The sequence below is a fragment of the Labrys sp. HAY1-8F genome, from assembly GCF_056754975.1.
The window spans coordinates 899,910-913,381 of the sequence record NZ_JBPGWZ010000001.1 but is presented as its reverse complement, the minus strand read 5'-3'; the positions used below and the strand labels follow the sequence as shown (position 1 = coordinate 913,381).

The window sequence follows — 13,472 nt, the reverse complement described above, 5'->3', positions numbered from 1 at the left end:
AGCCGCGTCGAAACAAGGGGTTAGAGCAAGGAGGCGTTCAGCCTGAACGCGTCTGCTCCAGGCAGTTGGGAGTGTAACCGCATGTCATCCGTAACGCTGCGCGGTGTCATCAAGCGCTATGGCCAGATTGAGGTCGTGCACAATATCGACCTGGCGATCGAGGAAGGAGAGTTCGTGGTCCTGCTGGGACCGTCGGGCTGCGGCAAGACGACCACCCTGCGGATGGTCGCGGGCCTCGAAGACATTTCGCAAGGCGAAATCGAGATCGCGGGCAGGGTGGTGAACAGCGTCGCGCCCAAGGACCGCCAGATTGCGATGGTCTTCCAGAACTACGCTCTCTATCCGCATATGACGGTGCGGCAGAACATGGAGTTCGCGCTCAAGCCGCAAAAGCTCTCAGCCCAGGACGTTGCGGCTCGTATCACCGAGGCCGTCCGGATACTCGGCCTGGAGGCCCTGCTCGATCGCAGGCCGTCGCAGCTTTCCGGCGGCCAGCGCCAGCGTGTAGCCATGGGACGGGCGATGGTGCGCACGCCCAAGGTCTTCCTGTTCGACGAGCCGCTCTCCAACCTGGACGCGAAGCTCCGCACGCAAGTCCGGCTCGAAATCGCCAAATTGCACAAGCGCCTCGGGACGACCGTGCTTTATGTCACCCATGATCAGGTCGAGGCCATGACCCTGGCCGACAAGATCGTGATCATGAAGGACGGTCACATCGCGCAAGTCGGCTCCCCCGAAGAGGTTTTCGCGCATCCTCGCAATTTGTTCGTGGCGACCTTCATCGGAAGTCCGGCGATGAACCTCATCCCCGCCGAGGTTCAGCAGGCGAACGGTCAAGCAATGCTTTCGGCCGGGCCATTGGGCTTCCCGGTGCCGGCCTCGATCGCCACCCGGCTCAAGGCCGGCCAGAAGGCCGTCATCGGCATACGTCCCAGCGACATCCAGGTCGTCCCCGATGGGACGCCAGGTCATGACGCCTCGATCGAGGTCACGGAATATCTCGGCTCGGAAGCACTCCTGAATCTGCGGATCGGCGAACAGGAACTCTGCGCCCAGATCCCGGCTTCCAGCCGCCCCTCGGCCGACCGGCAAAGCATCCGGGTTAATTTCGACCCCCGGCATCTTCACGTCTTCGACGCCACCAGCGGCGAAGCCATCAGGGCGTGACCGCCCATCCAGAAGTTTGAGGACCGTCATGGGCCGCGAAGTCGTATTCACAGGCAAGCAGCAATTCGAACTCCTCGACTATGAGGAGGAAAAACTGGGCGCGAGTGAGGTGCGTGGGCCCACCCTGGTCACGCTTATCAGCCCCGGCACCGAGCTTGCCTGGGCCAATGGCGACAGCTTTCCGATCCGCCCGGGCTATGCGGCGGTTTTTCGGGCTGAGGAGATCGGTACGGCCGTGACGGATGTGAAGGTGGGGGATCGCCTGCTCTGCATGGGCGGTCATCGGTCCACCCAGCAGTTCGATCACCGTTACACGCTTAAGATACCCGAGGACATGCCGGCGGAACTTGCCGTCGTCGCACGATTGATGGGCGTGTCGATGACCACGCTGATGACGACGGCGGCTCGTCCCGGCGAGAAGGTCATCGTTTGCGGCGCTGGCCCGGTCGGCTACCTGGCAGCCCATCAGTGCCAGATCGCGGGCTATGACGTCACCATCGTCGAGCCGGATCACGGGCGCCGTGAAAAGGCACTCGCTTCCGGAATTGGCCGGGCACTGGCCGTCATTCCGGTCGAGGACGCGGACTATCGAGGGAAGGTCGCCCTGGTGATTGATTGCTCCGGCCACGAGAAGGCTGTGCTCGATGGCTGCAAAGTCGTCCGCAAGCGCGGCGAGGTTGTGCTGGTGGGCGTTCCCTGGAAGGCTTACACGGACATCTCGGCCCATGAAATCCTGCACGAAGTCTTTTTCAACTATGTCGTGCTGCGCAGCGGCTGGGAATGGGAGGTTCCTGTCCTTTCTCGCGGGTTCGTCTGGGAAGAACTCTATGAGGGCTACAACAACGCGCCGCACAGTACCTTCTCTGGTCTGGCGACCGCACTCAAATGGCTGGCGGAAAACCGCATTCCGACTGCCGGAATGTTCAGCGGTATGACACCTTATGATCCCGCCGCGTCTTATCGGAGATTGCTCCAGAAGGAAGTCGAGGAACCATTCGTCATCCTCGACTGGAACATCGCCTGAGTTCCCTGGGGCCAGATTGTCGAGCCAATATGACCGTCGGGGCCGGTTCCAGCGCGTTCTGAGGGATCGCAAGAGGCCGCCTTTGAGCCGGCTGCAGATCGAACCGGCAAACCGCTCTGCGAATCAGCGTGGGTCACTCATGCTGCGACTTGCTTGCGCTGGCGGCCAGAGGCTGATCCAACTGCACCAGCCACGGATTGATCCTCGGCTTGGGTGACGGCCAACCTTGCGAACCCGGAATGACCGCTCGAGCCAATCCTATCTTTTGGGGGGCGTTTGGATGCCGATCGCTCGGAAAACAGGCTCTTCATTCCAGGCTGGTTCGCACCGCGACGCCTGGAATTGCTTCGCAAAGATAGACTACGCCTATGTCAAGAACAGGTTTTGTTCTATATTCTTATCGAGGTCGTCGTCTTAGCGGTTACTTTGTTGACCATTTGGTCAGTTTTGCGGAGTGCCGTGTATACTGATGGGCCCGTTCCCCTGTGCGGGCTGTCACGCCCAAATCCGCTGTACTTGCTATGATCCTTATCGTGCGGTGTGTGCCACCAGATTTTAGGAGATACTGATGACGAGCAAATTTGAAGTGCGGCGGGGCCTGTTGTTTGGAGTCTTGGGAAGCGGGCTGGCCCTTGTGCTTTCCAGCTGCGCGTCAGGTTACCCCGACGAACCGATCTACGTGGACGAACCGGAGCCCCTGCGTCGGAAGATGAGGCCGACCCGACCTCATCACAAGATGATGCCCCATCGCAGGCGCGTGATCATGGAGCCAGGCGCTGGCGACGATGAACGCGGCCCGATGCCCAGTGGCGGCGGTGGCGGCGGTGGGGGCGGAAATGGCGGGGGCAGTGGCGGCGGCGGCTCGAGCGGGGGCGGCGGGTGGTCGGACCGCCGGCTCAAGACCGATATCCGTGCCATCGGCCAGTCTCCAAGCGGCCTTACCATCTATCGCTTCCGCTATGTCTGGGGCGGCCCGATCTATGTGGGCGTCATGGCCCAGGATCTTCTTGAGACACACCCGGAAGCGGTCATCCGTACCGACAGTGGCTATTTCATGGTGGACTATGACCGTATCGATGTGAAGATGACGATGTTGGCGGATTATCAAAGGGCCGCTCACCTGCTCGGTCGCTGAGTGCAATAATGCCGACGGCATAGAACCTGGCTTGAAACCAGGTTCTATGCCGTGGAAAAGAACTGTCCTTCGCCTCCGTTGCGACGCTGCGTTAGAACAGGTCGAGACGAGGATTGCGCTTCTGCCAGGCCTTGCGAGCAAGCAGCACGACCGTGCTGTCGACATCCGATGTCGGGGCCACCGCATCGCTGCCCAATTCGCCATTGAGCTTGTCGATGACCTTCTTTTTCTCGGCCAGCGGCAGAGCCTGAAGATTTCCGGCTTCTTCCTTGTGTTCGCCGTAAGCATCGAGCGCGACGGCGAGGCTCGAATACCAGACAGCCTTTTCCAGATCGCGCTGCGCCGCCGGGCCTTTGGAATAGATCCAGCCCAGATTGGACGCTGCGTAGAAGTCGCCGCGTTCAGCGCCGATCTCATACCAGCTCGTGGCGGTCGCCAGGTCTTTCTTGACGCCATTGCCCTTGAAATACATGGCGCCGATATTGGTGGGCGCGCCGGGATGGCCGCCCGCGGAGGCTTGCTTGAACAATTCCATCGCCATAGCCGGCTTACGCGCCACGCCTTTGCCGTCGAGATAGGCGATGCCCATATTGCGCATCGCATAGATGTCGTTTCGCGCCAGGGCCGCTTCGTAGAACTTGACGCCGCGCTTTGGATTGGCCGGCAGGTTCTGGCCATAATAATACATGGCGCCGACAGCATTCATCGCATAGGTATGCCCGAGTTCCACAGCCCGGTTGAGCAGCTTGACGCCCTCATCCACTGATTTGGCTACGCCTCGTCCCAGGGTTAGGTTGCGGCCATAGGCGAGCATGGCATAGGGGTCGCCACGGTCGGCGCCCATTTTGAACAGCCTGTTGGCTTCGACCAGATCCTGCGAGCGGCCGAGGCCGCGTTCGGCCAGATAGCCGAGCTCATAATACGCACGTGTATAGCTTGCATCGGCAGCCGCGTTGAAAAGTTCGATTGCGCCCGCAACGTCCTTATCGGCCAGCTTGGCGCGGCCGAGTTCGTATTTATAGCGCGCGACAGTGGGAAATTTGGCGACCGCCTCGCTGCAGGCGGCGATGGCCGGCTTGGCGTCGATCTCGTTCGGCAGCTTGCCGACGGTGACGCCCTGCGGGTCGAGTGGTTCGCCCGCCTTGTCGTCGCAGACGGGTACGAAAGACTCGATCTTGCCGGTGACGACCTGTCCCTCGCCGCCGGGCTGCTCGACCTTGAGCTGCACGCTTTGCACCTTGCCTTCCGAGCCGATCGACGGTTCGAAGGTGATGGCACGCACGGCGTTCTGGTCGACGACGTCACCCTCGGCCAGAGGCGCTCCGTTGAGATACATCGTACCGAAACCCGGTGCCGCGGCGATCTGGATTTGCGCGCCCGTCGCGGCGCGCACCAGCGGCAGATCGTCCAGCATCGCGACCTGGCCGACACCGATCGGCACGCGGCGCGGCTTGTTGAAGGTTTCACCAAGCAGCGCGGCGACCTGTATCGGGGCTTCCTGATCGGTGAAAGTATCCGATCCCTGCTTGGGCGCCGGGCCAATCTTCACGGTGGCATTCCTGGCCACCTGCACGGGTGCCGCTGCGGCAATGCGGATGACAGGCTTGGCCAGATAGATCGGCTGGGCCAGCGTGCCGACCGACCAGGGGCGCTGGCGCTTGTTGGTGGCCGCCCACACGTCGTCGGTCACCTTGTCGAGCGCGCGCTGCACGTCGACACCCAGCGTGAAGGAATATTTCACCATGGAGCCGGTGAATGGCGAATTGTCCCCGGTGCCATCTTCCGCGACCGCGCCGGGCTGGGTCGAATAGGCGATGAGGCTGCTCGGCGGGCTGGTCAGGGGGGCGAGGCCGACGCCGGCGACCGCCATCTGCTTTTGCGGCCCGACCAGGAATGAGCGGGACTGGAATGGATTGTTCCGGCACGAATCCAGATAGATGAGCTGCGCCTTTGAGTTCTGCTGCATATAGGCGAAGATCGTCTTGACGTTGATCGTCTCGACCTCCAGGTCGGCCGGATCCTTCAGCTTGGCATCGATGGGAATGATGCGGTTGTCGCCGCCCACCTGAATGCCATGGCCGGAATAATAGAACACGCTGAGGTCGGCGCCCGGCAGCGAGCGGATGAAGCGTTGCAGGGCCTTGTCGAAATCGTTGCGATCGAGGTCGAGCGCCGACACCACTTCGAAGCCTTCGCGTTTCAAGGCAGCCGCGACAGCCTGCGCATCCTTGTCCGGATTGTTGAGCTGGGGAACCACCGTGTAGTGGCTGTTTCCGACCACGAAAGCCACGCGCCGCTCCGCCGCCTTGACGCTCGCCGGCAAGGCAAGCATGACAGCCGCGAGCGCTGCAACCGGCAGGCCGGTCCTCCAAGCAAGGCAATGACGCTTGCCCGGATCCTGATTTGAGGTCAGCATCTTCACCAACGCCTCCTGTACTATATTTGATTCTATGATATCAGTTTTCGAAGCAGTTGCCTGCCACTCTCGAAATAGTGATATCGGCTTAGTCCGAAAGCATAGAAGAGGAGATAAGAATACCTTACTTAACTCCCCGAATGTCTCGTTTGTTCGTCCCGATGAGCGACCCTGGTTGATTCAGGATTTATCATCCTACTTCTCATCTTTGCGCGAGATTTCCATGAGAAGAGCATTGAAGTCCTTGGCTACCAGAGTTCTCGCCTTCTCGATCAGCATGGGGATCGGGCTCGATGGCTCGATATTGTTGTAGAAGATCTCGATCTGGCGCATCAGCGCCGTAGCCTCGCCGCGCGTCGCCACGGTATAGATGCGGGCCTCAGCCTCGGTCTCGTCGGGTTTGCCGTCCTCAACCGCCAGCGCCGAAAGCTGGGCGAAGCTCAAGGCAAAGGGCATGGTGCCGCCGATCTGGATCTTGGCTTTCTCGACCAGTCCAGGCGCCAATATCTTCATGACTTCCACGAAGGATTTGCCGACGAGTTGATGCGCCTGCTTGAGGAGAAGCCTCGCCGGGCTCGACGGTTCCTTGCCGGCATAATAGGTCAGGATCGCGGCCAGTGCATTGGATGCCTCCTTCACCGAAGCAACATTCGAAGGCGCGAAGGGAGCGGGCGGTGGGGCAGCGGCGTCGGCGCTTTCCGGCCTGCTGTCGGTTTCGGTAGGCGCCGCCGGCGCCAAGCCCGGCTCGCGTGTCGTGACGATGCCATCCACATAAGCGCGAATGGCGCGCACCAGATCCGGCAACTGCTCGAATTGGGGCGCTGCCTCGTGTCCTGCCTTGTCGATGAAAAGCTGGCGCAGGCTTTCGAGGCTGGCGAGGACAGTCTCAAGACTGGCCGATAGATCGACAAGCTGCTGCAGCGGCTCGAACCGCAGAAAGGCGTCCTTGATGCTGGAAGACTCGATGACCGTCTCCCCCTCGCGGGCAGGCAGCTTTCCTTCCCCGACCAGGACCGAGCGAATCGATACGGCACCGAGGCGCTTGTCGTTGATCAAAGTGGCGCTCTGCAGCGGCAGGACGACCGTCGGCAGGTCGTCGAGCGATTTGAGGAAGGCGGACCTCAGTTCCGCACCGCCGGCCGCCTGGGTCGGATGGCAATGATCCCACTGCGCGACGAGCAAGGCATTGCTCGCTGCGATGGCGTCGACGAAGCCGGGCAAATCATCCGACAGAATATGATATTTCGCCGCCAGGATGAGATAGCGCAGATCGCGCGATTTCTCGAGATGAGTACGAAGATCGGCAAGCGTTTGCTTGGATTCGAACGACTTCCTGTTGAAACTGCGATAGCTCGCCGGCAATTGGCCTTCGGCGACACTCAGAAAATTCTGGGCATCGGCGTCGGCATCGGGATCCGGCCCGCAGGGAGTGTCGGCTGAAATCTCGTTCTCGATGCCGGCATAGACTGCCATCTTGGCCTACCTGTTGGGATCCCGCAGCGAAATGATGCGGTTCAGCGCCTCCACCTGCAACCCCCCATATGGGGGAGGTCGCAAAAATGCCGCGCGGATCATTGCCAAAGGCCACGGCCGCCTTCCGCAATCTGTGTTTTGGAACGATCGATCCGCTGTCGGTGTCTTATGAAAAGCAATTCCGTGGGTCTTGCGAGCGGTCTATTGCTCCGCTGCCTGTCCTTCCTCCAGGTTCAATCCATGCCTGCGGACCAGCGGCAGCCAAAGGATGGTGGCGGTGCCTTCGCCCTGTTTGCTCAATACGTCCAGCGTGGCACCCAGGGCTTCGGCGCGTTGGGCCATGTTCCGGCGGCCGCGGCCTATGGCCGGAGCGTTTATATCGAAACCGCTGCCATTGTCGGCAATCTCGACGCGAAGACCCGGCCTTCCCTGCAGCAGCGCCATCTTGCACTTGAAGGTGAGCTGCGTCGCCTTGCTATGGCCCATGGTGTTGCTGACCGATTCCTGCAGGATCCGCAGCACGTGCAAGGCGCTCGGCGCGTCGAGCCAGTCGAGCTCCGGCACGTCTTCGACCATCCATTTGACCGCAATCCCTGATTTTCGCAGCTCGGGCTCGTAGCGATAGCGCAGGCTGGCAAGGAGGGTGGCGACATTACCTTCCACCGGCTCGAGCGAGTCGACTGCAACGCGAAGATCGGTCAGAGCACCCTTGAGGGCGACCACAGCCGTCGTGCTCTCCTTGCCCTGGCGTTCGGCCGAAGCCAGCGCCGCCACCAGGCTCGAGCCGATGCCGTCATGAATCTCCCGCATCAGGCGCTCGCGTTCCAGCTTCACGGCATGGGCGATTTCGAGGGCGTGCCTCGCGCTTTCGCTCGCCAAGAGATTGGCCTTGGTGGTCTCGATGCGTTGGCCGAGCGTCTGGTTGAGCCTTTCTCGTGCCTCGGCATTGGCCAGGATATGCCTGAGGATGACGAAGCCGCTGAAGCCCAATAGGACGACTCCGGCATAAGGCGCGAGCCGCGTGCCGTGGCCGGACCGGATCGTCCCGGCATAGAGATCGAAACCAACCGCGCCGAGACCGAGCGCATAGAGAATGACCAGGGCCAGTTTTTCGGGCGCGCCGATCTGTGCTTCCGCCCTCGTTGCGAAGAAGCCCAGTATGAGCAGCGATACGCCTATGGTCGCAAGGCCCGCGATACGCATGATCTCCAGGCCATGGAATGGGAAAGCTGCGGCGCCGAGGCCGAGGCAGGCCAACGCCATCACTACCACCAGGCCGCGAGGAAGGCTCGCACCGACCAGGCTCGCAGCCAAGCCGAGTGTGGTGAAAAGCAGCGGATAGAGCAGGGCGATCCGGTTGACCGGAAGGCCGAAGGGCCGTGCTTCGATCTCGGCCAGGCCCTCGAGATTGAACAGGCACCAGGCAACACCCGCACAGCAGAGCCACGCCAGGACGTTCTCCCGTCGGCGCAGCAGCCAACTCATCAGGGCAATTGCCGCGATGACAGCCAAGGTATCGGTGGCGAGCAGATGTCCCAACTGCCCCAAATCTTCCGCAACCGGGCTCATACACCGTCCTCAATGCAATATGGCTGCCCGGCTGGATCGCCGCTCGTCAACGGAGCGGCAGGCGCTTAAATCAGCACAGCGACAGGCCCTCCAATAAGAATAGCAAGAATGTCGAAACCCACCAGCCCGAGATGCGAGGACTATGGCCGGGACCCCCTAAATGTGGGAAGCGACAAAGCGTCTATGCCGTAGACGCTGAACTTGAACAGAGCTAGCCTTCATTGGCCGACGTGGTAGAGCGAGGGCAGGCTGTGGCACAAATATTCGGTCAAGACACACGAATGGGCTCTTTCACGAGCAGCCTTGGCAAGGACAAGCTCGTCGTCACCCGGTTCGAAGGCTCGGAGGGCCTCAGCGAGCTTTTCGAATATCGCCTCGAAGTGGTCAGCGACGACAACGAGGTCGATTTCGACAAGATTCTCGGCACCAAATGCCGTCTGGATATCCAGTCCCATCATGAGGGCGTCAAGCGCAACTTCAACGGCGTGCTGGTGGAGACGCAATGGATCGGCAGGGACCAGGATCTGCGCTATTATCGCCTGGTGCTCCGCCCCTGGCTGTGGCTGCTGACGAGGACCACCAATTGCAAGATTTACAGCCACATGACCGTGCCGGAGATCATCAGCCAGGTCCTGAACAATCGCGGCTTCATCCAGTTCGAGCAACGTTTGGCGGAAAGCTATCCGCAGCTCGAATATTGCGTGCAGTATCGCGAAAGTGATTTTGCCTTCATCTCAAGGCTGATGGAGGAATACGGAATCTACTATTATTTCGAACATAGCGAGTCCGACCATAAGCTCGTCATGGCGGATGCGAGTGCGGCGCATGAGCCCAAGCTCGGTGGCGCGGCTCTCGAATTTGCGGCTGTCGGCCTCGACAACATCACCCTCAAGGACAGGCTGAACGAATGGGCCGAAGGCCGGCGCCTGCGATCCGGCAAGGTCACGCTGGACGATTACGATTATCACAAGCCCAGCACTGACCTGATGGCGGAAAAGGCGGCCAGCGCCAGGTACCAGCATGGCGACCTCGAACTCTATGATTATCCCGGCCGCTATACGGAGAAGGGCGATGGCACCACGCTTGCCAATGTCAGGCTGGAGGCCGAACAGGCTATCGACAAGCGCGTGACCGCCGGCGGCGACGCCGTCACCTGCTGCCCGGGCTTCACCATGACGCTCGCTGGCAATCCCCCGGCCAGCAAAGGTGCTAAATATCTGATCGTGCGGGCCCATCATCTCTTTCGCGCCCAAGCCTATCGCTCGGCCGACGCGTCCGGCGAGGAAGGCTATTCCGGCAGCTACGAGTTTCAGCCGCTCGATATTGCCTTCCGGGCACCGGCCGTGACGGCCAAGCCGGTCATTCACGGTCCGCAGACCGCGCTGGTGGTCAGCGACGTGGACGACCAATGCCGCATCGAGGTGCAATTCTTCTGGGATCGCGACAAGACCCAGTCCCGCTATGTGCGGATCGCGCAGAATTGGGCCGGAAATGGCTGGGGTGACGTCAAGATCCCACGGGTCGGCATGGAGGTCGTGGTCAATTATATCGAGGGTGACCCGGACCAGCCTTTGGTGACGGGCAGCGTCTACAATGCGGAGAATGTCGCGCCCTATGTGAAGGACAAGCTCAACGCCGTATCGGGCACCAAGACGCAGACGCTCAGCGGATCGGGCTATAATGAGCTGATCATGGACGATACCGCCGGCAACGAACTGATCCGATTCCACGCCCAGCACGACCTCGAGGGCAAGGTCGAGAACGACGAGCGGCGCGAGATCGGTCAGAATGTCGAGGTGAAGATCGGCAACAACCGTGACGAAACCATCATGTCGACCTGGACGGTGAAGGCCAATCAGAAGATCGAGTTCACCGTGGGCACGAGCACATTTACCATGACGCCCGTCGGGATAACGCTCAAGTCGACCATGATCACCGTCAAGGCCAGCGCATTGCTGCAAGTACAGTCGGATGCGCTCGGCCAGGTGACGACCGGCGCACCCTTGACGATTCAGGGTGCCTTGGTTTTCGTCAATTAGCGCGTGTCTTTACCGTCCGGCCGAACAAGCGATAGTAAAGATCCACAGCACCGCAATGCATTTTCAGAAATCGGTTGGGATGCTGTGGAAGCATTTTTGGTTGGACGAAAGTGCGAGAAATTGCAAAAATACGTTTAAACAATGAGTTAGTGCAAAGAATGGTGCCGCCTTATCGGCTCACTCGTGTCATCCCAGGCACAACTTGTCTGCAAGTTGTGCCTGAGCACGCATCGCAGCACGAAGTGATGCGATATCGGGGTGTGACCGCGAGCAGAAGGAGCGCGTTCGAACGGTCGCAGGAGACGAGATGAAGCATCTTCGGTTCTCGACGGCCCGGCAGGTGATCGAAGCTTTCCCGAATCTCGATGGCGAGTTTTCCGGATATAATCTCGACCTTGAGCCTTTCGCGTTCATCGACGCCTTGCTGGCACAGGGCAGCGCACGCAAGGCCATGGCGTTCTGCGCCTTCTTGCTGCCGCGCCGCGAGGCGGTGCAATGGCTTAGCCTGGCGCTGCGCCAGCGCCAGCCGCCGCCGAGCGCGGCGGAGACCGACCTGCTCCGCCTGGTCGAGGACTGGCTGAAGAAACCGATTGAATTCACCCGCCGCGCGGCCCTTGATGCCGGCATGGACGATCCCAACAAGGGGGCCTTCGCCTGGGCCGCCTTGGCGGTGGGCTGGAGCGGGGGCAGTTTGTCGCCCAATCCAGAACATCCGGTACCACCGCCCCCGCATCTGACCGGCCATGCCGTGAATGTCGGCTTGACTTTGCTGGTCGCCGGCCTGCCCTTGGCCAAGCAGGTCGATGGGATGGAAGACCTCGTCGGCGATGCCGTGGTGCTGCTGCGCCGCGGCGGTACCTGATCAGTTTACATTTGGCCTCATGACGTGACAGGACCTCGCAACCGCCATGCTGACACTCCGGATCGAGAACTTTGATCGCCTGCCCGATGGCGGGCCGTTGGAGTTTGCGATCGACAAGCGCGGTTTCGATTTTGGGCGCGACCAGCATCTGGACTGGACCTTGCCCGACCGCAACCGAGTAATCTCCGGCAAGCATTGCGAAGTGCGTTTCTATGATGGTGCCTATTGGCTGACGGATACTTCGACCAACGGCACCTTTCTCAATGGCGCCAGCAAGCGCCTGCAAAGTCCCTATCGCCTTGCCGATGGGGACAGGTTGGCGGTGGGTGACTATGTACTGGCGGTGTCGGTCAAGCTGCCGCAAGTCTCGGCCCAGCCGGCCCAGCCGGTGCCGTCCCCCGACCCAAGCCCGTCCTTGGCAAGTGCAGATATCTGGGACAGCCCGCACGACGTGCCGCCGCCCATCGATGCCAGCCAATTGGTGCCGCGTTTGAGCGAAGTCGACCGCGGGCCGGATTTCCTGCACCAGGCAGCCTATGTGCCGCCACCCCTCGAGGAGGCGGAACCGATCCGCAAGCCGAGGCCGGCCATTCCAACGCCTGCCCCGGCCGCAGCGCTGTGGGAAAGCGAGCACCCCCGGCCGGTCGAGCCCGCCAAGGCCGAACCGGCAGTTGAAGAGGCGGCACCGATCGTGGTCACGCCCGGGGAGGCGGCGGAGGCCCTCAAGCCAGCCGTGGCGAAGAACGTTGCGGCGCCATCTTCGGACGATGGCGGCGCGGCCGAGTTCATTCGCCGCTTTGCGGCCGGTGCCGGTATTCCAGAAAACGTTCTCAGCGGTGCCGATGCCGGCGACCTGGCTGAAGATGCCGGGCGGCTCCTGAACATCGCCTGCCTGCATGTGATGGCCTTGCTACGGGCGAGGGCCGAGGCCAAAGCGCTGTCGCGTGCCGGCAACCGCACCATGATCAGCGCCGAGGACAACAATCCACTGAAATTCATGCCGACCCCCGAAGAGGCCTTGCGGGTGATGCTCGGCCCGCGGACGCGGGGCTATCTCGACGGTCAGGCCGCGCTTGAGAACGCTTTCGGAGACCTCAAAATGCACCAGGTCGCGTTTCTGGCCTCGATGCAGGCAGCATTGACCGAGCTTTTCGACGAATTGTCGCCCGAGGCCATCAAGACCGCCGCGGATGCCAGGAAATCCCTGTTTTCCGGCAAGGGGAACTATTGGGAGCTCTATGCCGAACGCTGGGCCGCCAGGGCCGGGCGCCGCGAACATGGCATGCTGGGCGCCTTCCTGGAACTCTATGCCGAGCAATATGACAAGCTGAGCGCCTCGAACCGCAATAGGCATTCGTAAGGCGCGCCTTTATGACCTGCAGGCAGTGTGCCGGGACGGCGTCGGTCTTCCGGGGTTCCGGAAGAGGGTGAAATGATACCATAGCCAGCTCCGCGTCCATTTTCGGCCCAAACCGGTCGCAGAACATGTCGCATAGCATCAAGTCTCAAAAACCCTGACCTATCGAAGACGTGGCTTTCCTGGGAGCGCGGACGTCCCTGCGACACTCAAGAGAGTGTCGGACGATCGGCTCTCCGTTCCGCAATTGCCGTGTTTCCAGAGAATCAATCTCAACGCGACCTGCTATTACAGCCGAACTCGACCACTGGTTCCACTGGGCCGTCGCCCGCAAAGGTGGCGCCCGTAGGCGTCTTGGTCGCTCATGGCAACGCTCGGGCGAGCGGATGGGAAGAGCAGGCGAGACGCCTTGGGGAAGGGGCAGTCCCAA

The 13,472-nt window shown here is 61.2% G+C and carries 9 protein-coding genes; 6 read left to right on the top strand and 3 right to left on the bottom strand.

Translation table 11 applies throughout. The features are described 5' to 3' along the window. Positions 1–81: 81 nt before the first annotated feature. The 3 genes from ACR9ZN_RS04185 to ACR9ZN_RS04175 all read left to right on the top strand — a co-directional run bounded on the left by ACR9ZN_RS04185 (position 82) and on the right by ACR9ZN_RS04175 (position 3,326). A complete protein-coding gene (locus tag ACR9ZN_RS04185) occupies positions 82–1,167 on the top strand; it encodes an ABC transporter ATP-binding protein (protein WP_481271449.1) in 1,086 nt (361 codons plus the stop codon). A 28-nt stretch (positions 1,168–1,195) separates the two neighbouring features. Continuing rightward, the gene (locus ACR9ZN_RS04180; protein WP_454817622.1) at positions 1,196–2,191 is read left to right on the top strand and encodes a zinc-binding dehydrogenase; all 996 of its coding nucleotides are present in this window, start codon (positions 1,196–1,198) and stop codon (positions 2,189–2,191) included. 763 nt (positions 2,192–2,954) lie between these two features. Continuing rightward, positions 2,955–3,326, top strand: coding sequence for a tail fiber domain-containing protein (locus tag ACR9ZN_RS04175; RefSeq protein ID WP_481271448.1), 372 nt, complete (start codon positions 2,955–2,957; stop codon positions 3,324–3,326). Between the two features lie 91 nt (positions 3,327–3,417). Here the strand turns inward: ACR9ZN_RS04175 and ACR9ZN_RS04170 are convergent, their stop codons facing one another. The 3 genes from ACR9ZN_RS04170 to ACR9ZN_RS04160 form a co-directional block, all read right to left on the bottom strand. Next, the gene (locus ACR9ZN_RS04170) at positions 3,418–5,742 is read right to left on the bottom strand and encodes a caspase family protein (protein ID WP_481271447.1); all 2,325 of its coding nucleotides are present in this window, start codon (positions 5,740–5,742) and stop codon (positions 3,418–3,420) included. 195 nt (positions 5,743–5,937) lie between these two features. Beyond that, positions 5,938–7,215, bottom strand: a complete 1,278-nt coding sequence (locus ACR9ZN_RS04165) for a type VI secretion system protein TssA (RefSeq protein ID WP_481271446.1) — start codon at positions 7,213–7,215, stop codon at positions 5,938–5,940. 201 nt (positions 7,216–7,416) lie between these two features. Then, the gene (locus tag ACR9ZN_RS04160) at positions 7,417–8,784 is read right to left on the bottom strand and encodes a sensor histidine kinase (protein WP_481271445.1); all 1,368 of its coding nucleotides are present in this window, start codon (positions 8,782–8,784) and stop codon (positions 7,417–7,419) included. Positions 8,785–9,065: 281 nt separating this feature from the next. Between ACR9ZN_RS04160 and ACR9ZN_RS04155 the strand changes: the two genes are divergently transcribed. The 3 genes from ACR9ZN_RS04155 (at position 9,066) to tagH (ending at position 13,045) form a co-directional block, all read left to right on the top strand. Beyond that, positions 9,066–10,823: a type VI secretion system Vgr family protein gene (locus ACR9ZN_RS04155; RefSeq protein ID WP_481271444.1), complete on the top strand. Its 1,758-nt coding sequence runs from the start codon at positions 9,066–9,068 to the stop codon at positions 10,821–10,823. Between the two features lie 307 nt (positions 10,824–11,130). After that, the gene (locus tag ACR9ZN_RS04150; RefSeq protein WP_481271443.1) at positions 11,131–11,685 is read left to right on the top strand and encodes a DUF6931 family protein; all 555 of its coding nucleotides are present in this window, start codon (positions 11,131–11,133) and stop codon (positions 11,683–11,685) included. A gap of 46 nt (positions 11,686–11,731) precedes the next feature. Beyond that, a complete protein-coding gene (gene tagH, locus ACR9ZN_RS04145; protein WP_454817634.1) occupies positions 11,732–13,045 on the top strand; it encodes a type VI secretion system-associated FHA domain protein TagH in 1,314 nt (437 codons plus the stop codon). Positions 13,046–13,472: the final 427 nt, after the last annotated feature.